The organism is Mycobacterium sp., from assembly GCF_032159775.1.
Lineage (GTDB): Bacteria > Actinomycetota > Actinomycetes > Mycobacteriales > Mycobacteriaceae > Mycobacterium.
Genome location: NZ_JAVHWK010000102.1, coordinates 1 through 20412 on the forward strand (window position 1 = coordinate 1; position 20412 = coordinate 20412).

Below are 20412 nucleotides of genomic sequence, written 5' to 3' on the forward strand. Positions count from 1 at the left end.
AGCATCCGGGCCGGAATTTCGGGTGCGGGCTCGTCTGCCATAAAGAGCAAAGTACAGTCCAACGAACTGTCATTACAAAAATAGACTTTCGGGGAGCGCGATGGGCCACTTCGAAAAGGACGCGATCATCAGCGGCCTCGGCATCTCGCGAATCGGCCGTCGCACAGGCATCCCCAGCTTGGACTTGACGCTCGAGTCCGTTGTCGCCGCGATCGACGATGCGGGACTCACCGCATCGGACATCGACGGCATCGCCACGTTCGGCGACACCCCGCCTACCGAAGTGCTTGAAGCACTGGGCATTCGCGCACAGGACCGGACCACGGGCTTCGACACGGGCGGAGTCCTCATTCCCGTCATGTCCGCCTGCCGTGCCGTATCAGAGCGGCAGGCGCGACATGTGCTGGTGTACCGGACCGTGGCAATGCTGGGCGGGTCGATGAACCAGGAGGCATCGCCGATGCTCAACCCGCTGGCCTCCCCACCCGTCGAACCGCATGTTCCTGGAACCAGGAGGAAGCTGAAACCATTCGAGGACATCGACGAACTGGTCGCAGCGCACTCATACTCGGCCGCGAACTGGCTCGCCATGCACTGCAGGCGTCACATGGAGCTCTACGGAACAACCAAGGAGCAGCTGGGTTGGCTGGCCGTCAACAGCAGGCGCAATGCAGAGCTCAACCCACGCGCGGCGTATCGGGAACCGATGACCATGGACGACTACTTGTCGGCGCGTCCGGTGTCCACGCCGTTCGGCCTCTTCGACTGCGACGTTCCGATCGACGGATCCATCGCGTTGGTCGTCTCGCACGCCGACTATGCGGCCGACAGCCCAAAGCCCGCGGTGGCGGTACAGGCGATCGGCGGGACATACGGCTCGGGAGGCTGGTTCCACCGCGATGACTTCCCGAAGATGGCTTCGGTGGAATCGGCCGCCGAGATGTGGTCACGCACGGACCTCACCGCGTCGGATGTGGATGTCGCCGAGCTCTACGACGGTTTCACTTTTCTGACGTTCGCGTGGTTGGAGGCCTTGGGCTTCTGCGCGGACGGTGAAGCCGGCCCGTTCGTCGAGGGAGCGACGCGCATCGCACTGGACGGCTCGCTGCCGCTCAACACCTACGGCGGGCAGCTGTCTGCGGGGCGCATGCACGGCTATTGGCTGCTGCACGAGGCATGTCTGCAGCTGCGGGGGGAGGCAGGCGATCGGCAACTGGCCAGGCGGCCCGAAGTCGCCGTCGCCGCGGCGGGCGGTGGCCCGATCGCCGGATGCATGCTGCTGACCTGCTGAGCGCGTGCCCAACGCCAAACCGACCCTTGACGGTGACGTACCTCACAGTAGTATGACCAGTGGTCATCGACCTTGGGGAGGCACTGATGCCGACGGTGACATGGGCTCGCGTGGATCCGGGCCGTCGCGCCGCGGTGATAGAAGCCGCGGAGGCCGAGTTCGGCGCGCACGGCTTTTCCCAGGGCAGCCTCAACGTGATCGCGAAGCGTGCCGGAGTCGCCAAGGGCAGCCTGTTCCAGTACTTCGCCGACAAGCGCGACCTCTACGCCTACATCGCCGACGTCGGCAGCCAGCGGGTGCGCTCCTACATGGAGGACCGCATCCGCGAGCTCGACCCGAGCAGGCCGTTCTTCGAGTTTCTGACCGACCTGCTCGACACCTGGGTGGCGTACTTCGCCGACCATCCCCGCGACCGCGCACTGCACGGCGCGGCAACCCTGGAGGTCGACACCGATGCCCGCGTCAGCGTGCGGACCGTCATCCATCGCCACTATCTCGAAGTTCTGCGGCCACTGGTGCGCGATGCGCACATTCGCGGCGATCTGCGCGCGGATTGCGACACCGACGCGTTGTTGTCACTGCTGTTGATGATCTTCCCGCATATGGCGCTGGCGCCGTACGTGCGCGGGATGGATCCCATCCTCGGACTCGACGACCCCACCCCCGAGCAGCCGGCACTCGCCGTGCGCAGGCTCGTCGCAGTCCTGTCGGACGCATTCTCTTCCGACAGCCCAGCCCAGTTAATGATCAAGGAGGTCAAAGGATGACACGGAAGAACTCGGCCACGCTCGACGCAGGTGGCCTCAATTGGGCCAGCTTGCCCATGAAGCTGTTCGCGGGCGGCAATGCGAAGTTCTGGAATCCCGCCGACATCGACTTCTCGCGCGACCGCGAGGATTGGGAGTCACTCACCGAACTCGAGCGCGACTACGCCGCACGACTGTGCGCGCAATTCATCGCCGGCGAAGAAGCCGTCACCCAGGACATCCAGCCGTTCATGGCGGCGATGCGCGCCGAGGGGCGCCTGGCCGACGAAATGTATCTGACGCAGTTCGCGTACGAAGAGGCCAAGCACACGCAGGTGTTCCGGCTGTGGCTCGACGCCGTCGGGCTGACCGGCGATCTGCACCACTACCTCGACGACCTGCCTGCCTACCGCCAGATGTTCTACGAGGAGCTGCCCAGTTCGCTCGAGGCACTGTCGTCCGATGCGTCGCCGGCCGCGCAGGTGCGCGCTTCGGTGACGTACAACCACATCATCGAGGGCATGATGGCACTGACGGGATACTATGCGTGGCACCGGATTTGCCTTGATCGCTCCATTCTCCCCGGCATGCAGGAGATCGTGCGTCGCATCGGTGACGACGAACGGCGTCACATGGCGTGGGGCACGTTCACCTGCCGGCGCCACGTCGCCGCCGACGACGCCAACTGGTCGGTGTTCGAAGAAAGGATGAACGAGCTCATTCCGCTGGCGCTGCGCAACAGCGACGACGGATTCGGGCTTTATTCCGACGTTCCGTTCGGTCTGACGCAGGAGGAGATGTCGCAGTACGCCTCCGAGAAAGGGATGCGGCGATTCGGCACGATCAGCAGCGCCAGGGGCCGCCCCCTTGAGGAGATCGATATCGACTACTCGCCGCTGCAGCTCGAGGACACTTTCGCCGACGAGGACGCAAAGGCGCTGGCTGCCGTCTAAACGGGCTCGTCGGCGGGTGCGGCGGTGCGGGCGCCGCGTCGTGTCGCCGCCCGCGCCACCATGTATAGGACTCCCCCTACGGCCAGCAGAATGGCTGCGAACAGCCAGACTTTGGCCGTCTGCTGGGTCAGCAACAGCACGCAGGACGCGACTCCGAGCACCGGCACTGCCGTCCAAACCCGGAAATGTTCATGCGCGACGGTGTCGCGGCGCAGTACCAGCACGGTCACGTTCGTGGAGATGAACACGAACAGCAGGAGCAGCACAACGGTCTCTGCGAGCGTCGACAGGTCGCCGACCAGCGTGAGCAACATCGCCACCGCTGTGGTAGCCGCGATCGCCACCCACGGCGTTCGACGTTGCGGCAGCACATTACCCAGCACGGCGGGCAGCAGGCCTGCGTCTGCCATGCCGTAGGTCAGCCTGCTCGCCATAATCATGGTGAGCAGCGCGCCGTTGGCCACGGCGACCAGTGCGATGGCACTGAACAACCAGTCCGGTATCCCGACGCCGGACGCCGCGACGACCGACAGCAGAGGGCCTGACGATTCGGCGAGCTCTTTCGGGGAGAGCGCCGTCGCGCTGGCGACGCCGACCATCGCATACAGCACACCCGCGGTGATCAACGCACCGAAAAGCGCTGCGGGATAGACCTTGCTCGGATTGCGGATCTCTTCGGCGACGTTCGCCGACGTCTCGAAGCCGACGAAGGAGTAGTAGGCGACGATGGCGCCACCCAGGACGGCAAGCGCCGGTGTCGCGCCGTCGGGGAACTGCGTGATGCGGCTGAGGTCGCCGCGCCCGCCGCCGACCATGATCGACACGGCGATGACCACGATCAACAAGCCGGTGAGTTCGATCACGGTCATGACGACATTGCTCTTGACCGACTCGCTGATGCCGCGTGCGTTGAGGGCCGCCACCAGGGCCAGGAACACGATGGCGGCGGGAATGGCGGGGATATCGACGAACGTGGCGAGGTAATCCCCGGCGAACGCCAGCGCGAGACCGGCGGCACTCGTCACGCCGGCCGCCAGCATGCAGAACCCGACGAGAAAGGACACCAAAGGCTTCCGGTAGGCGCGCTCGGCGAAGATGGCGGCGCCGCCGGCCTTCGGGTATTTGGTGACGAGTTCTGCGTAGGACCCCGCGGTAAGGAGCGCGAGCAGCAGAGCGGTCACCAGCGGCGCCCACAGGACACCCCCGACATCCTCGGTCAAGACGCCCATCAGCGCGTAGATGCCTGCGCCGAGCACGTCGCCGAGGATGAACAGGAACAGCAGCGGACCAGTGATGTTGCGTTTCAGCTTGCCGTCGGCGCCCGCAGTGTCTTCGCTCTTAATTGTCTCCGCTGGAGATGTCATGCCCCGTTTGATACCCCGCCGGGCGGCCGTAAACCCCGGGCCATTCCACGGAATGTCGAGGCGGCCGGCTCCGTTGCTCTTGATGCGATGACGACTTCGTCTACTTCCTCCCCAATCCTTGCCACTCCCGAGACCGCGACGCAGTGGGCGCCGGCGAGGGTGCTCGTCACCCGTTCGGCGTTCGAGTTCCCACACGGCGCGCAGATCGTCGCGCGGTGCGAGGCAGCCGGTGTCGCGGACATCGACGTGCTCGCAGGCGACCGCCTGCCGTCGCTGCGCGCCGACAATGATCGAGCCGCCTACGCCCTCGCCAAGCGCACGCTGGCCGTTGTCGTGGCTCCGCCCAGTAAACGGCGGTTACAGCCGATCCCGCCGAGCGCAGACTGGCGCATCGACTTGGCCGAGGGCTGCCCGGCGCACTGTCAGTACTGCTACCTCGCGGGGTCACTCTCCGGCCCGCCGATCACCCGGGCCTATGCGAACCTGCCTGAGATCCTCGCCGAGATGGACTCCCACATGGGTCGCGGTACCGTCACCTCCGCGTCAGTCGAGCGCGGTGGCGAGGGAACGACGTTCGAGGCGTCGTGTTACACCGACCCCCTCGCCTTGGAACATCTGACGGGCTCGCTGTCGGCGACGATCGCTCATGTCGGCACGCACGGCTGGGCCGGCCCGGTGGGTTTGCGGTTCACCACCAAGTTCGACGGCGTCGCGCCGCTGCTCGATCTGCCGCACCAAGGCCGAACGCGCGTGCGGTTTTCGGTCAATGCCCAAGAGATCGCCGTGCGCTTCGAGGGCGGTACGGCTCGGCTGCCGCAGAGAATAGCTGCACTGCGCGAGCTCGCCGTCGCCGGCTATCGCGTGGGGTTGACGATCGCCCCGATCATGCCGATCCCGCATTGGCGCGAGGGCTACCGGAGCCTGCTGCAGGACGTCGCCGCAGCGGTCTCCGATCTGCCGGGAGTCGATCTCACCGTTGAGTGCATCACCCACCGCTTCACCGCGGGCAGCAAGGATGTGCTGCTCGGCTGGTATCCCCGAACAAAGCTGGAGATGGACGAGTCGGCCCGCACCCGCAAGTTCGGCAAGTACGGCTCGGCCAAGTACGTCTATCCGCGAGACCTCATGGCCGAGCTGCGGTCCTGGTTCGAAAACGAGTTGGCCACAACGCTTCCCGCGGCTCGCATGCTCTATTGGACATAGCCGTCTACGGCTGCTGTTGGACCTGTTCGAGCGCGAGTCCGGTGCTGCGGGGGCCAAGGAACCCGACGTCGAGGCACAGCAGGACGATCAGGGCTGCCGAGCCGGAGAACACCGCGACGGGCCCGAGCGCCGCGAGTGCGGGCACCGCGATGAACGGCATGACGGTCGAGGTCGCGCGCGACAACGAATAGCAGACACCACTGGCGGTGCTGCGGATAGCAGTGGGGAAGATCTCGGCCTGGTAGATGTGGAAGCCGTTCGAGAAGATGTTGGAGACGGCGGTCAGCAGGAAGCCGGCGAGAACGATCACCGCGACGTTGGTCGAAGCGGCGAACACGATGCCGCACACGGCGATTCCCAACGCTGAGGCGATGATCAGGTGTTTGCGCTCGAACCGTTCGACCAGCGGAACGGAAATCAGCGACCCCAGTGGGTATCCGGCGAAGGCCAACGCGGCGTACCCCAGCGATTCGGTCACTTCGAACCCCTTGCTCACCAGGACGAGCGGCGCCAGGGTGCCGAATCCGTAGTAGGCGACCGTCTGCAGAACCTGGAAGATCACCAGCATCACGGTGCGCTTGCGGTAGTCCCGGAACGCGATCTTCATCGCCTGAGCGACGTTGGGCGCCTCGTCGCCGGAGTCTGCGACGGTGTCTAGTCTAGGTGAGTCGACGACCGTTCCAGGAGCGGCTTTTGCCACCACCGCTTCGACGACCGCACGGGCCTCCTCGGGACGCCCGCGACTCTCCAGCCAGCGCGGCGACTCCGGCAGCATCGTGCGGACGGCCATGATGAACACTGCACCCAGGCCGCCGAACAGCAGCAGCCACCGCCACCCGTCGATTCCGAGGAACTCCTGGCGTGCCACCAACCTGCCGCCGAGCAGGGCCGCGAGCGGCACGCCAAGGAAACCGATCGTGTAGGCCCACGCCGTCATCCGGCCGCGGCGGTTGGCGGGCATGAACTCGGCCAGGTAGGTGTCAACGAGCACCAGCTCGGCACCAAGCCCGACGCCCGCGATCACGCGCAGCACGAGGAATGTCTCGATATTCGGCGAAAACGCAGCGGCGAATGAGAACACCGAATAGACAAGCAGATTGAGGATGAACACCCGGCGTCGCCCGAGCCGGTCCGCGGCGATCGAGAGCACGTTGGCACCGATGAACATGCCTGCGAATCCGGCCGCGATGACCATGGACTTGCCCAACGATCCCAGCCCGAACTCCTTGGCGAGAACCGGTGCCAGCACGCCGCCGAGAAAAACCTCGTAGAGGTCGAAGAAGGTGCCGATGCCCACCAGCACCACCAGCCGCCAGTGCCAGCCGCTGACAGGGAGTCGCTCCAAAACCGACGACGCCGCAGTAACCGGTGCCGGACTACTCATATCGCCTCCTGCCGCCGGTGTCATTCTTGTGCCCGGCGACCCGAAGAGCTATCACCACAGCGCAGAGATTCTCTGCTGCGTCGATTATTGGGATCGGTAGCGGCAGGCACTCGCTGTACTGGCGCGATGACGACGCCAACCCGGCGACGCATGACGACAAGGAAACCAGCAATGAGCATCATCCCCATCCGCGTGCAGGAACAGGTCAGCCGCATCGACAGGACGCGCAGCCTCTACATCGGCATCGCTGCAGGTATCACGGCGCTGTGGTCCCTCTACCGCGTTTTCTGGCTGTTCTATGCGGCCGCGACGCTCTCCAGCGTCGGCTACACCGGCGTCTCGCTTGCCTTCCCGCTGGTGCTGTGGGGAGCTATCGCCATCCTGGCGGGCGCCGTCGCCGCCGTGTTTCTGCTGCGCTACTCCAAGCAACCCTGACACCACACAAGCTCCAGAGAAGGGCCGCGTCGAGCGGCCCTTCTTGGTGAGTGAGGCGAGACATAAGCTCGTCTGGTGGATGTCTGCGCCAGACACAACATCACGATCGTCGGGGATGGTCCGACGATCTTGTTGGTGCACGGTTTCGGCTGCGACCAGAACCTCTGGCGTCTGGTCGTCGACCACCTGGAGTCGGACTTCCGGCTGGTACTCATAGACCTGGTCGGGTCCGGGTCGTCGGATCCGCGGGCATGGGATCCCGACAAGTACGCGTCGCTATCGGGTTACGCGGCCGACATCCTGGAAATTGTGAATAGCCTGGACCTGCGCGACGTCGTGTTCGTCGGACATTCGGTATCGGCAATTATCGGAGCACTGGCGACGATCGAGGATCCGCGCCGATTCGCCAAGCTCGTGCTGCTCACACCGTCGCCGTGCTACATCGATGACCGCGACTACCGGGGCGGTTTTTCCAGGGCCGATATCGATGACCTACTCGAGTCCCTTGAGCAGAACTTCCTTGGTTGGTCACGCACGATGGCGCCGGTCATCATGGGTACGCCCGACCGGCCCGCCCTGCAGGACGAATTGGCCGACACTTTCTGTCGCAACGACCCCGAGCACGCCCGGGTGTTCGCCCGGGCCACCTTTCTTTCGGACAACCGGGCCGACCTGTCTCGGATAGCGCTGCCCACCCTGGTGATCGAATGCAGCAGCGACGCGATCGCCCCCCGCGAAGTCGGTGCATACGTTCACGCACACATCGACGGGAGTGAACTCGTCACGCTGGATGCGGTCGGCCATTGTCCCCACGTCAGCGCGCCGGCCGAGACGGCCAAGGCCATCTCGGCGTTCGTCTGGGCCACGTGACGGATCCCGGCGTCGAAGACTTCTGGGACAGCGCTCCGAGCGGTCACGTCATCGCTCATCCGGATGGACGCATCATCCGTGCAAACGCGACGCTGGCCAGATGGTTGGGTTACGAGCCAGAAGCCCTGCGCGGCAGAGCATTCAGCGATCTGTTGACCGCTGGCGGTCGGATTCTCTATGACACCCATTTCGGACCGTTGCTGCGCTTGGGTCGCGAGCTCAACGGCGTCACCGTCGATGTTCTCACTGCCGACGGGACACGGATGCCGATGTTCCTCACCGCGAACGTCAAACTCGACTCCGCGGACCACCCGGAACGGCTGCAGATCACGGTCGTCGACGCTGCCGACCGCCGCGCCTACGAGGCGGAACTCCTGGCAGCGCGCAAGCAGGCCGAGTTCGACCAGGGACGGGTGCGGGTGTTCGCCGAGACCCTGCGACGGGCGGTGCTCCCGCCCATGCTCTCCCCTCCCGACGGCCTGGACGCGGCCGACTACTTCTTCACGGCCTCAGACGACGACGTCGGCGGCGACTTCTACGATCTCTTTCCACTGTCCCGCACGACATGGGGCTTCTTCCTCGGCGACGTCGCTGGCAAGGGTGTCGATGCCGCGGTGGTGACCGCGTTGATCCGGTACACCCTGCGCGCCGCTGCCGTTTTCGACGACGATCCGGTGCAAGTGCTGGACAACCTCAACACCGTCATCAACCAAGAGGTGCGGGATGTTCGTAATCGCTTCAGCACCGTGGTCTACGGCAAGTTGACGAAGCGCGACAACGGTTTCGATGTCGAACTTGCCAGTGGGGGGCACCCGCCGCCGCTGCTGTTCCATGCCGACGGCAGGGCCTACTACGTCGATACCCTCGGCGGCCAGGCGGTCGGCATCACCGCTGAGCCCCGTTTCGTCGCAAGCCGGTTCCTTCTCCAGCCAGGCGACACGATGATGCTCTACACGGACGGCCTGACGGAAGCCAGTACGGGCATTGGCACCAAGCGTTACGACGACGAGGGCGCGTTGCTGCGCTTTGCGAAGTCGCACGCTCCGACGACGGCGTCCGCCATCGTCGACGCGGTCCATCGTTTGCTCGGCGGCCTCGGCTCCGGTGTCGAGGATGACACCGCGGTGCTGGCCTTGGGCGTTCCGCGGGCCAATCAAACCTGATGCGACAACGGTTGGAATCTGCCGACAACGGGTAGTCTGGTGTCAGTTCGCGAGTTTGCCGAAAGCTCGCAACACTTTCTGAGGTTCAGCTCCGAGCCGTCCACACAGGTCGGCGGCAAATAGGAGTTGTTCAGTGATTTCACAGTCGAATTCTGAGTACGCCGATGTCACGGACATGTTCCGTCATCTGGCGACGCTCGATACGCAGTCGAGTCAGTACCTCCGGCAGCGGGACGCGATCGTCGAACGTTCCCTGCCGCTCGCCGACCACATCGCGCGCCGTTTCAAGAACCGCGGTGAGCCCCTCGACGACCTGGTGCAGGTGGCGCGGGTGGGGCTGATGAATGCGGTGAACCGTTTCGACGTGGACAACGGCGCGGAATTCGTGGCGTTCGCCGTACCGACCATCATGGGCGAAGTCCGCCGACACTTCCGCGACCACGGCTGGTCGGTCAAGGTCCCGCGCCGGCTCAAAGAACTCAACGCGCAGCTCAAGAGGTGCCGCGAGGAGCTGTCTCACGAATTGGGGCGGGCGCCGACAGCCACCGAGATCGCCAACAAGTTGGGAATCGACCGGGAAGAGGTCGTGCAGGCGCAAATCGCCTCCAGCGCCTACTCCACGCTGTCCTCCGATGCACCTGCAGGGGCCGGCGACGACGACGACGGACGGTCGGTCACCAATACCATTGGAGATCTCGACGCCAACCTCGACAAGGTGCTCGACGTCACGACGGTACGTCCGCTGCTGGCTGCACTGCCCGAACGCGAGCGGACGGTGCTCACGCTCCGGTTCTTCGAGAACATGACGCAAACGCAGATCGCTGAGCGAGTCGGCATCTCGCAGATGCACGTGTCACGACTGCTGGCGCGCTCGCTTGGTGCACTGCGGCGGCAGGTCCGGACGCCGGAACTGGTCTGAGCGGAAACGGGCCTCAGAAAGGGCGGGCATCAGGTTTCGCCGGTGTTGCGCGGGGTAATTGATGACTGCGAGTTGAAGAGCCGCCCAATCAATCATGGCGGGCCGCGCTTCACGACTAGAGCCAGCTGGTCCGCAGAGTATCCGGTCGCCATGGACCCATCGACCCACAAACCCATCGCACACTCCGCTTGGAGTGGCCGATTGATGCTATTGAGGAGGGCTCAGATGTCTGAGCAAGACAAGTCAGATCAGGCGCGAAAGGGCTTGATCGACTCGGTGAAGGGCAAGGCCAAAGAGGTTGTCGGCGCTGTGACCGGCAACGATTCGTTGACTGCCGAGGGCCAGCTCGAGCAGACCCAGGCAAAGGAGCGCAAGGAGGCCAACAGCGTCGAAGCCGTCGCCGACGCCGAGGCGGACAAGGCTCGTGCCGAAGTGACCGAAGCCCGGGTGGAGGGCGCTCAACAGCGGAACGCGGTGAGCGCCGAAACGAGGGCCGCCGAGAACACCGTGCGCGACGACCAAGCCGCCCAGAAGCGCGCAGCAGAACAAGCAGCGCGACAAAGCGCCGAGCGGGAGAAGACACGGGCGGATCTCGACGCACAGCTTGAGGTGCAGCAGGCGAAAGCCGCCGAACGCGAGGAGATCGACGCCGCGACAAAGGAGGCCGTCGACGCCGCCGCAGAGCATCAGAGCTCGGTGCAGGCTGCCGACAGCGCCAACGCAGAGGCCGACCGCATCAGACGCCAGGCCGACAACATGACCAACCAAGCCGACCTGCCCTGAGCACCGGCGAGAAACAGGAGTATTTGATGAAAATCGCAGAGATCCCGTTCGCGGTGTTGCGCTTCCAGTACCAGATAGCCCGCATTCCACTCCAGCTGATCGAGGATCAGATGGCCGCCCGGCTTTATAAAGAAGCGCCGGTTCGGCTGTTCTACGAGCGTTCGCTGGGATCAGTCGACGCGGCTATCGGCGGCCTGCTGGGCGATCCGAGGCTGAAGCAACGAGGGACCGCGCTCGTCGAGCGCAGCGATGCCCTCAGCCGGGCCGCCAAACTTGATGCGAAAGCGGCCGCGAAGCGTGAACAGGCGGACGCCAAGCTGGACGCCACACACGACGAGGTGGTCACCGACATAAAAGAGGCTCACGACGCTACGAAGCAGGAAGCGATCGACGCCCAGATCACTGCAGCGCAGCGTAAGCGCGCAGCAGAAGAAGCAGCGAAAAAGCAGGCCGACGACGCCAAGAAGCGGGCCGACGACTTTGCGGCAAAGCGCAAGAATGCCGCGCAGAGCGCCAAGCGCCAGGAAGAAACCAAGATTCGGGCGGAGGAGAAAAACGCCGCCGAAGCTGCCGAAGCCAAACTCAACGATGCTCAGGCAAAGCGCGCCGAGGCTGCTCGCAAGCGTGAGCAGGCGGACAGGGTCGAAGAGCTGGCAGACACCGAAAAGCAGAAGCGGAAGTCTGAGCAGGCGAAGAACAACAGCTCGCGATAGTTCTCGACTACCGTCTGGATCCGATCACCCAGCCATCGGACAATGCGGCTCGAGTCCAACGGGCTCGAGCCGCACTCCGCACGGCGCCCGGATGCGCTGCACCGGCGGATCAATCGCATACGCGATCGCGGGCGCCGGCCCGCGCGCTGGGTGCTCTTGGAGCAGAACCTCAGCGAAATTTCCAGGCCCACGACTTGTGATGTGTCGCGCGCCACTCTCCGAGGGCCCGGCCCCACGGGTTCAGGTTCCCAGGCAGTGTTGAACCACCCCCAACTTTCACTCTCTTTATGGCGGCCTTGTGGTCGGCCGCCCGAGCATTTTCCAAACGGCGCAGAGAAGTTCGCTGCACAGGTGGTCGAGGAGAAAAGTAAACCGGAGTGGTATCTAGCCCCACCTCTTCCCGGATCTACCAAGCAACCGCTATGCCGAAATCGCTACCCGGGTGCACTATTCATCAGTTGGCGCTGCCGGACCGATGTTTCAGTGAGCCCTCGGACACCTGAGACGCGCCTGACGAGCGATTGCCCCCGTCACTGCAACACGGCAGTGCGGGGGCAATCGTGGTAACGCTGGTTGGCCTCGAGGCTTGAGTCGTTGCGCTGCTTCAACAACCACCCGGGCCCCTCAGAGAATCAGGCGTCGTCGTGATGGCGACTACCGGACTTCGCCAGTCCGCGGCTCACCATGTAGCCGATGCTGAGGAGGACGATGTAAAACCATGCCCGGTCGGACCGGAAGTAGTCTTCATGCGCGTCGGTGGTACTGACGAGGAACGATGCCGCCAGCACGCCAACGACCGCGACGACGTAAACGATGAATTCTGTTGTCTTGAAGGCCACTTTGGTTTCATTGCCACGCCGGACTGGGGCGTGGGTGGGTTGAGCGTCTACCGCGGTGTAGGAGGCGGAGGCGGGACGACGTGCGGCGGTGGGATTATCGGTGGTCATGTGGTTCTCCTTCTGTCGTCGGCCGAAGTGCCGATCGACGATACTTGGCGTGCGCAACCCTCATTGGACGTACGCGTGACTGTCCTGCCGAGGATTCGAGCGTGCTTCGCCCGGCCACGCAGACGCGGGGTGGGAAAACACGACTTGTCGCACCAATGATTAAACGAATTTGATGAGATGTCCGGTATCGAGCCAAGGCTCACGGCATACCGAGAAGCTAGACCGCTTCGAACTCAATTGGTACCGCTGTACTGTAGTACCAACATGGCAAATGTTACCCGTTAGTAGCTACTTCACCAAATCGTGCGCGGCCGGCAGCCGCCAAATGGCCTGCCGGAGGCCGGAAGCCTCCGGCAAATCTAATCTGCTGATTAGGCAAAGGTATTCGCCATGCTCGGTGGCGATCAGCCGGCGCTAGAGGACAGGACGACCGCCGGTGACCGCTACCCGGGCACCGGAGATGTAGCTGCCTTCGTCCGAGGCCAGCATGACGTACACCGGCGCAAGCTCGGCGGGCTGCCCCGCTCGGCCGAGCGGTGTGTCGTCGCCGAAGTTGGCGACCTTCTCCTCGGGCATGGTGGCCGGGATCAGCGGGGTCCAGATGGGCCCGGGGGCGACGCTGTTCACCCGAATGCCCTTCTCGCCCAGGAGTTGAGCCAGGCTGGCTGAAAAATTCGCGATCGCGGCCTTGGTCGCGGCGTATGGCGCCAGAGTCGGGGACGGCATGTCGGAGTTCACCGACGAGCTGCCGATCACCGATGACCCTGGACCCATATGAGGCAAAGCGGCCTTGACCAGATAGAAGTAGGCTCCGACGTTGAGCCGAAACGTGTAGTCCCACTCCTCGTCGCTGATCTCCTCCAGGTCACTGTGGGTCATCTGAAATGCCGCGTTGCTCACCAGCACATCGATGCCACCGAATTCAGTTGCAGCACGGTCGATTACTGCGCGACAGTGGGCCGGATCAGCCAAATCGCCGCTCACCAGAACACACCTGCGGCCCGCGTCCTCGATCAGCCGGGCCACCTCGGCGGCATCGTCGTCTTCGTTGAGGTAGGAGATCAGGACGTCGGCGCCTTCACGCGCGAACGCGATGGCCACCGCACGACCGATGCCGCTGTCACCTCCCGTGATCACTGCGCGCTTACCCGTCAGTCGACCAGACCCGCGGTAGCTGTTCTCGCCACAGTCCGGGACGGGATCCATCGCCGACTGCACACCCGGAACCTCTTGTTGCTGTTTGGGAAACCCCATTCATCTACCTTTCGTTCGCCGGCGCCTATGGCCTGAGAATGACCTTGACGGCACCGTCCTGCTTCTTCTGAAAAATGTCGTATGCCTGCGGTGCCGCATCGAGCGGCATCATGTGTGTCGCAAAGGAATCGACGCCCAACGGATCGTCGTCGGTCAGCAGCGGCATGATGTCATCGATCCACTTCTTGACGTTCGCCTGACCCATTCGAAGCTGGATCTGCTTGTCGAACAGCGTGAGCATCGGCAGCGGGTCGGCCATGCCGCCGTACACGCCGATGAGCGATATGGTGCCGCCGCGACGAACGATGTCGATGGCCGAATAGAGGGCGCCGAGGCGGTCGACCCCGGCCTTCTGCATCATCGGCTTGGCGAGGGCGTCGGGCAGAAGGCTGGTCACCTGCTGCGCGAGCTTGGTCACCGGCGAACCGTGCGCCTCCATACCGACGGCTTCGATCACCGAGTCAGTGCCGCGTCCCGCGGTCATGTCCCGGATGACGTCTCCGAGATCGTCGCCATGCTGGTTGAGGTCGATCGCCTGCACGCCTCGCGCCTGCGCTCGCGCAAGCCGTTCGGGCACCAGGTCAACGGCGATCACCTGATAGCCCAGGTGGTTCGCGATCCGGGCGGCCATGTCGCCGATCGGACCGAGCCCGAGCACCGTCACCGAACCTCCGTCGGGAATGTCGGCATACGCGACTGCCTGCCATGCCGTCGGCAGAACGTCGGACAGGTAGACGAACCGTGAGTCCGGCGGCCCATCCGGGACCTTGATGTGGGTGAACTGTGCTTGGGGGACGCGGAGCAGTTCGGCTTGGCCGCCGGGGACCTGGCCATAAAGTTCGGAATAGCCGAACAGCGCGGCACCCTTGCCCTGGTCGCGAACCTGCGTTGTCTCACATTGGGTGAAGAGCTGCTGGTCGCACATGTAGCAACTCCCGCAGGAGATTTGAAACGGGATGACCACCCGGTCTCCCACGGCCAGATTCGTGATTGCGGAGCCGACCTCGCGCACAATGCCCATCGGTTCGTGGCCGAGGATGTCGCCCGGATGCATGAACGCGCCGAGGATTTCGTAGAGATGGAGGTCGGAGCCGCAGATGTTGGTCGACGTCACTTCGATGATGGCGTCGGTCGGCTCCTCGATCTTCGGGTCCGGGACGGTGTCCACACGCACGTCGCGTTTGCCGTGCCAGGTGACTGCCTTCATCGCCCGTCTCCTTCCAGATTGCTGAGCGAATCGAGTACCCCGGTGGATGCGCCGGAAACGGTCTTCGGCGCCGTGAATTGGTCTGATTTCTACGTTTTCACCGCGCGCCCGGGGGTATCAATCCAGCGCAGTACCTCCAGGGATCGCGGGGACTTGCCGCAGTCGCCCTGACGGCTGCATCAATGCCGCGCGTAAGTGCTCCACGGTCATCGACGGACGGGAGTTGGCGTGTTGCGAGTGGCTTCAGTCCCTGCGTCTCACATCTATGTGCGCCATCTCATCGAGCCGGACGGTGCCGGCCGGGTGTTCCGACTGCCGGATCCGGTGCCCGCCGACGGCCGAAAGGTGCCTGGCGGGTGGTGGCCGCCTGTGATGCTCCGACCCGGCTGGGTGACTGACAATCACGATCAATTTGATGTTTTCCATGTGCATTTCGGCTTTGACGCCGTCTCGCCAGATGACCTGCGTAGCGTGGTGGACGAACTCGAGCGGTATGTCAAGCCGCTGATCTATACGGTGCACGACCTGCGTAACCCGCACCACAGCGAACCGGCAGCGCATGACAAGCTGCAGGACGTTCTGGTCGCCGCAGCCCACAATCTGATCACCCTGACGCCAGGCGCGGCGCGGGCAGTATCAGAACGCTGGGGTCGAAGCGCGTCAGTACTCCCGCACCCTCATGTGCTGGATCGCGCTCGCATTGAACGGCCTCGTCCCCGGCAACATCCGTTTGTCATCGCCGTACACGCCAAGAGTATTCGCGCCAACATGGATCCCCTGCCGGTGATCGACGCTCTCGTGCCCATCGTCCAAACCTTGCCCGACGCGATACTGCAGATCGATGTCCACGATGAAGTATTCGACCCTGAGAACTATTGGTATGCACCAGAGACCGGTAACAGATTGCTCGCATACGGTCGCCATGCAAATGTCGAGGTGCGTGTGCATCCGTATTTCACGGACGACGAACTGTGGGGATATTTGTCCTCGGTTTCGGTTTCGGTGTTGCCCTATCGATTCGGGAGTCACTCCGGCTGGCTGGAGGCGTGTTTCGACCTCGGAACCGCGGTCGTGGTACCCACCTGCGGCTTCTACAGCGAACAACGACCGTGCGAGGTCTTCGACTTCACCGAGGGCTCCTTCGACCCGCGCTCGCTGCAGCGCGCCGTACGGAACCAATATGACCGGTGGGCCGCCGGCGTCGAGGCACCCCGGGCACTCTGGCCGGATCGCCGCGCCGAACGGGAGATGATCGCGCAGAGGCACCGCGAAATCTACCAGGCTGTCGTGACGTGAACGCGTCGTTGTCCGTCGCGCTTATCGCGTCCAACCGTTTCCCTCTGCGTCAGCCGTTCGCAGGCGGGCTCGAGGCCCATGTCTGGCATCTGGCGCGGGCATTGGTCGACCGCGGCCACGAGGTCTCGTTGTTCGCAGGCTCAGGCTCGGATCTGCGCTTTCGTCACGGCGAACTCACCGTCCGAGAGTTGACTCTGTCCGCTGCGGCACAAGCGGATCCGTCAGCTTCGCCGAAGGCTTTCATGGCCGACCACCATGCCTACTTGAACCTGATGATGCAGCTGACCGATGCCCACAGCGGATTCGACATCGTCCACAATCACAGCTTGCACCATCTGCCTGTCGTCATGGCGCCACTGCTGTCCATGCCCATGATCACCACGTTGCACACGCCGCCGACGCCGTGGCTGGAGTCTGCGCTCGACGTAACCGGCAGCCGCGGCACCCGATTCGCCGCGGTAAGCAGGCACACCGCCGATGCCTGGCGTCACGTCGCGCCCGACGTGACCGTGGTGCCCAACGGGGTGGACTTTCGCAAATGGCCGTTGGGACCGGGTGGCGATCACCTGGTGTGGTTCGGACGCATCGCCGCGGAAAAAGCGCCCCACCTGGCAATCGCTGCCGCCCGACGCGCCGAATCACCCCTGGTTCTCGCCGGCCCCATCAGCGACATCGAGTACTTCGACCGTTCCATTGCGCCGTCGCTGGGTGACCACGTGCGCTATGCCGGGCACCTCAGCCACGATGAGCTGGCATGCCTGGTCGGACACTCAGCCGCCGCGCTCGTCACCCCGATGTGGCACGAACCGTATGGACTGGTGGTCGCCGAAACGATGTCGTGCGGCACGCCCGTCGTGGCGTTCGCATGCGGCGGGATACCTGAAATCGTTTCGCCGCGGAGCGGGCGACTCGTCCCACCGAACGATGTCGACGCCATGGCGCAGGAGATACCGGCGGCACTGTCGTTGGACCGGACCGAAGTTCGCCGGCATGCGGTCGCAACCTGTTCCGCTGAGGCGATGGTGACCGGCTACATCAATATCTACCGCGAGACGATTGACGATCGAAAAGGGAACGCCCATGATCGGTTATTACGTCCACCATCACGGCTCCGGTCATCTCAATCGGGCCATCAGCATCTGCGCTCGCCTTCATCAACCGGTGGTCGCGTTGACGTCGCTGGACATCCCGAGGCCGCACCCGTTCGCCGGCCTCCTTCGACTCCCGCGTGACGACGGCGGCGCCCTACCCGAGCAACCTTCGGCAAACGGTGCGCTGCACTGGGTTCCGCTTCACGACGACGGCCTGAGGACCCGGATGTCGCTCATCGCCCGGTGGGTCGAGGAGATGCGACCCTGCGCCATGGTGGTCGACGTGTCGGTCGAGGTTGCGCTCTTCGTCCGGCTTCTCGGCGTGCCGGTGATCGTCATGACGATGCCGGGCGAACGTACAGACGGTCCGCATATGTTGGTCCACCAACTCGCGGACCACATCGTCGCGGCATGGCCGAAAGAGCTTTACGAGCCGGCATGGTTGCGCATCCACGCCGGCAAGACGAGTTATGTCGGCGGCATCAGCCGCTTCGGTGACCGTGGCGCGCTGTCGCCGACGAAGGACCGTATCGAAGTGCTTGTTCTCGGCGGGATGGGCGGATGCGAGTTCGACCAGGCGACGGTCGATGCAACGGCGGCGCGGCTACCCGAGATCAATTGGCGGACATTGGGTCTCCGGGGCGGCCCAATGGCGGTCGATCCATGGCCGGACATATGTGCCGCCGACATCGTGGTCACTCACGGCGGGCAGAACTGCATCGCCGACGTGGCCGCCGCCCGCCGGCCGGCGGTCGTGCTGCCTCAGCCGCGCCCGTTCGACGAGCAACACGCAACCGCCGAGGCGCTCGGTCGACACGGACTTGCGGTGGCAGCCACCGGATGGCCCGACGCTTCGGCCTGGCGATGCCTGCTCGGCCGGGCGCGCGCCTCCGACCCGCGCAAATGGGAACAATGGCAGACCGCCGGTGCGGCCGCGCGCGCGGCAGAAGCAATCGAGACCGTTGCGAGCCCATCCGGGAGCGTGCATACGTATGAGGACCGCCGTGATCACCACAGTCCATGGCCGGTTACGACACCTGCGTCGACAGCTCGTCGGAATCGCCAGCAGTGCGAAGAGTCCCGACATTCACGTCGTTGTCGCGGTCGACGACCCGGCGGCTACCGATGTGGTGGCGACCAGTGAAAGCGCGGCCCACGTAGTGCAGTGCGGAAACGGCCCGGGACCGCTTCGAATCGCATCGGCCCGAAACATCGGGGCGCTCGCTGCGCTGGAACGCGGCGCAGAACTGCTCGTTTTCCTCGACGTCGACTGCATCCCCGGCCAAGAGATGCTCGGCCGCTACCACGACGCGGTCATCGAGCCGGCGCACCGGGGCGCGCTGCTGTGCGGACCGGTGACCTACCTGGCGCCTCCGGAGGATACGGAAATCGGCTATCCGCTCACCTTGAACCCGTTGACGAACCCTCACCCGGCGCGTCCGGCACCCCCCGACCGCGAAGTCGTCGCCAGCAGCGACTACGAGCTGTTCTGGTCGCTGTCCTTCGCACTGACCTCTTCGACGTGGCACACGATCGGCGGCTTTTGCGAGCACTACCGCGGATACGGCGCCGAGGACACCGACTTCGCGCAGATGGCGCGCGCCGTAGGCGTTCCGATGCGATGGGTTGGGGGCGCACATGCGTACCACCAGTTCCATTCCGTGTCCGATCCCCCCATGGAACACGTGCACGACATCGTGCGTAACGCCACCATTTTTCACCGACGCTGGGGATGGTGGCCGATGACCGGCTGGCTGGACGCATTCGAACAGCGCGGAATCATCGTGCGCGACAAAGACTATCGGCCGTGGGTTCTCCAAGCCGCTTCAGCGGATTCGCAGTCCGTGAACTAAACGGCCCTGGAAGGGGGTCACAGGCCGACAGTCTGCCTCCCAAGGCGGAATCGATGCACCGCATTATTGGCCGAGGCACCGGAGTGCATCATGCAGGGTCTCGATGCGTTTTGCTTTCCTTGGCAGTTTCGCCGAGACCCAACCTGGGCCACCGACGAACAATTGGACGCCTGCACCCAACACCGCCTTCGCCGCTGCGATGTCGGCCGTGCCAGGGTGCGACGACCACATCACTACGGCAACCCCTTGGCGAGGGCTTCGTTCGATCGCGTCGATCAAGGCGGGTTCCGGCACGTCCGCGCCGAGCATCAACGCGGCGTGACCGCGCTCGTCGAGCGCAGCGCGCAGCGCCTCGAGAGCCAGCGTGTGCGATTCCCCTGCTGTGCACGCCAGGATCAACGAGGGCGGACCATCGGACCGAGCGTTGAACACCCGCTGCAGCGCCCGTGCGACCGTCCACGACAGCGCGTGTTCGACGTCGATGCACCGGTCGCCGTCGCTCTGCCGCGCACCGATGGCCGCAAACGCAGGACGTACCAGCCCCTCCCACGTCTCGAGAACACCGAAGTGGCGAATGTGTCGATCCAGGAGGCGACCTCCGACTGCGGTATCGAGGTCGAACGCGGCGGCCAGGAGCGACGCGGCGTCGGCTCGCCGCGGAGCCGCCGATTCCAAGGCGGTCCGCGCCGCGCTGCCAGGGTTGACCCCCTTCGAGATCAGGTCACTCATGAGTTCGACCACGGCGATATCGGCTCTGGTGTACAGCCGGTGCCGACCGGGACTGTGCCCCGAGGGTCCAATGCCGTAGCGCTGATTCCAACTACGCAACGTCGCGGTCGGCAGGCCGAGCCGTCGAGCGACCGCGCGAACGGTATAACGCGGCGAGTCGGCCTCGGCGGCGTCCCTGTGAGTGCCGCTGTCTGCGGATAGTTGGCTCATC

The 20412-nt window shown here is 64.5% G+C and carries 20 protein-coding genes and 1 pseudogene; 15 read left to right on the plus strand and 6 right to left on the minus strand.

All coding sequences use genetic code 11. The annotated features are described in order from the left end of the window. Nucleotides 1-100: 100 nt before the first annotated feature. From QOJ24_RS11035 to QOJ24_RS11045, 3 genes are all read left to right on the plus strand, one after another. Nucleotides 101-1291 carry a thiolase family protein gene (locus tag QOJ24_RS11035; protein ID WP_526261032.1) on the plus strand — a complete coding sequence of 397 codons (1191 nt, stop codon included), beginning with the start codon at nt 101-103 and terminating at the stop codon, nt 1289-1291. 86 nt (nt 1292-1377) lie between these two features. Further along, nucleotides 1378-2058: a TetR/AcrR family transcriptional regulator gene (locus QOJ24_RS11040; protein WP_526261131.1), complete on the plus strand. Its 681-nt coding sequence runs from the start codon at nt 1378-1380 to the stop codon at nt 2056-2058. Further along, nucleotides 2055-2990, plus strand: a complete 936-nt coding sequence (locus QOJ24_RS11045) for a R2-like ligand-binding oxidase (protein WP_526261033.1) — start codon at nt 2055-2057, stop codon at nt 2988-2990. Before QOJ24_RS11040 ends, QOJ24_RS11045 begins: the two co-directional genes overlap by 4 nt. On the opposite strand, the gene QOJ24_RS11050 is transcribed toward QOJ24_RS11045, so the two are convergent. Next, nucleotides 2987-4354, minus strand: coding sequence for an amino acid permease (locus QOJ24_RS11050; RefSeq protein ID WP_526261034.1), 1368 nt, complete (start codon nt 4352-4354; stop codon nt 2987-2989). The two genes, QOJ24_RS11045 and QOJ24_RS11050, sit on opposite strands and share 4 nt — an antisense overlap. Before the next feature lie 87 nt (nt 4355-4441). On the opposite strand from QOJ24_RS11050, the gene QOJ24_RS11055 reads away from it, so the two are divergent. Further along, complete coding sequence (locus QOJ24_RS11055) at nt 4442-5557, plus strand: spore photoproduct lyase family protein (protein ID WP_526261035.1); 1116 nt, start codon at nt 4442-4444, stop codon at nt 5555-5557. 4 nt (nt 5558-5561) lie between these two features. Here the strand turns inward: QOJ24_RS11055 and QOJ24_RS11060 are convergent, their stop codons facing one another. Continuing rightward, nucleotides 5562-6941, minus strand: a complete 1380-nt coding sequence (locus QOJ24_RS11060) for an MFS transporter (protein WP_526261036.1) — start codon at nt 6939-6941, stop codon at nt 5562-5564. A 171-nt stretch (nt 6942-7112) separates the two neighbouring features. On the opposite strand from QOJ24_RS11060, the gene QOJ24_RS11065 reads away from it, so the two are divergent. The 7 genes and pseudogenes from QOJ24_RS11065 to QOJ24_RS11095 form a co-directional block, all read left to right on the plus strand. After that, the gene (locus QOJ24_RS11065) at nt 7113-7376 is read left to right on the plus strand and encodes a hypothetical protein (RefSeq protein WP_526261037.1); all 264 of its coding nucleotides are present in this window, start codon (nt 7113-7115) and stop codon (nt 7374-7376) included. Between the two features lie 75 nt (nt 7377-7451). Beyond that, nucleotides 7452-8246 carry an alpha/beta fold hydrolase gene (locus tag QOJ24_RS11070; protein WP_526261038.1) on the plus strand — a complete coding sequence of 265 codons (795 nt, stop codon included), beginning with the start codon at nt 7452-7454 and terminating at the stop codon, nt 8244-8246. After that, nucleotides 8243-9409 carry a PP2C family protein-serine/threonine phosphatase gene (locus QOJ24_RS11075; protein ID WP_526261039.1) on the plus strand — a complete coding sequence of 389 codons (1167 nt, stop codon included), beginning with the start codon at nt 8243-8245 and terminating at the stop codon, nt 9407-9409. Before QOJ24_RS11070 ends, QOJ24_RS11075 begins: the two co-directional genes overlap by 4 nt. Nucleotides 9410-9545: 136 nt before the next feature. Then, complete coding sequence (locus QOJ24_RS11080; protein WP_526261133.1) at nt 9546-10328, plus strand: RNA polymerase sigma factor SigF; 783 nt, start codon at nt 9546-9548, stop codon at nt 10326-10328. 225 nt (nt 10329-10553) lie between these two features. Further along, nucleotides 10554-11111, plus strand: a complete 558-nt coding sequence (locus tag QOJ24_RS11085; RefSeq protein WP_526261040.1) for a CsbD family protein — start codon at nt 10554-10556, stop codon at nt 11109-11111. Nucleotides 11112-11137: 26 nt separating this feature from the next. Further along, nucleotides 11138-11824: an IF2 family translation initiation factor gene (locus QOJ24_RS11090; protein WP_526261041.1), complete on the plus strand. Its 687-nt coding sequence runs from the start codon at nt 11138-11140 to the stop codon at nt 11822-11824. Between the two features lie 315 nt (nt 11825-12139). After that, nucleotides 12140-12269, plus strand: a pseudogene (locus QOJ24_RS11095) (acyl-CoA desaturase); the annotation flags it as partial. Nucleotides 12270-12456: 187 nt separating this feature from the next. On the opposite strand, the gene QOJ24_RS11100 reads toward QOJ24_RS11095, so the two are convergent. The 3 genes from QOJ24_RS11100 to QOJ24_RS11110 form a co-directional block, all read right to left on the minus strand. Beyond that, nucleotides 12457-12771, minus strand: a complete 315-nt coding sequence (locus QOJ24_RS11100) for a hypothetical protein (protein ID WP_526261042.1) — start codon at nt 12769-12771, stop codon at nt 12457-12459. Between the two features lie 414 nt (nt 12772-13185). Beyond that, nucleotides 13186-14025 carry an SDR family oxidoreductase gene (locus QOJ24_RS11105; protein WP_526261043.1) on the minus strand — a complete coding sequence of 280 codons (840 nt, stop codon included), beginning with the start codon at nt 14023-14025 and terminating at the stop codon, nt 13186-13188. A gap of 25 nt (nt 14026-14050) precedes the next feature. Beyond that, nucleotides 14051-15232: a zinc-dependent alcohol dehydrogenase gene (locus QOJ24_RS11110; RefSeq protein WP_526261044.1), complete on the minus strand. Its 1182-nt coding sequence runs from the start codon at nt 15230-15232 to the stop codon at nt 14051-14053. A 228-nt stretch (nt 15233-15460) separates the two neighbouring features. Between QOJ24_RS11110 and QOJ24_RS11115 the strand changes: the two genes are divergently transcribed. The 4 genes from QOJ24_RS11115 to QOJ24_RS11130 are packed head-to-tail and all read left to right on the plus strand — an operon-like array spanning nt 15461 to nt 19472. Further along, the gene (locus QOJ24_RS11115) at nt 15461-16528 is read left to right on the plus strand and encodes a glycosyltransferase family protein (protein WP_526261045.1); all 1068 of its coding nucleotides are present in this window, start codon (nt 15461-15463) and stop codon (nt 16526-16528) included. Beyond that, nucleotides 16525-17760 carry a glycosyltransferase family 4 protein gene (locus QOJ24_RS11120; RefSeq protein WP_526261047.1) on the plus strand — a complete coding sequence of 412 codons (1236 nt, stop codon included), beginning with the start codon at nt 16525-16527 and terminating at the stop codon, nt 17758-17760. Before QOJ24_RS11115 ends, QOJ24_RS11120 begins: the two co-directional genes overlap by 4 nt. Next, a complete protein-coding gene (locus tag QOJ24_RS11125) occupies nt 17690-18763 on the plus strand; it encodes a glycosyltransferase (RefSeq protein WP_526261049.1) in 1074 nt (357 codons plus the stop codon). Before QOJ24_RS11120 ends, QOJ24_RS11125 begins: the two co-directional genes overlap by 71 nt. After that, on the plus strand, nt 18750-19472 hold the full coding sequence (locus QOJ24_RS11130) for a glycosyltransferase family 2 protein (protein WP_526261051.1): 723 nt from the start codon (nt 18750-18752) through the stop codon (nt 19470-19472). The genes QOJ24_RS11125 and QOJ24_RS11130 overlap by 14 nt, the downstream gene beginning before the upstream one ends. A 63-nt stretch (nt 19473-19535) precedes the next feature. Here QOJ24_RS11130 and QOJ24_RS11135 read toward each other — a convergent pair whose 3' ends face one another. Next, complete coding sequence (locus QOJ24_RS11135) at nt 19536-20411, minus strand: MerR family transcriptional regulator (RefSeq protein ID WP_526261053.1); 876 nt, start codon at nt 20409-20411, stop codon at nt 19536-19538. Between the last annotated feature and the right edge of the window lies 1 nt (nt 20412).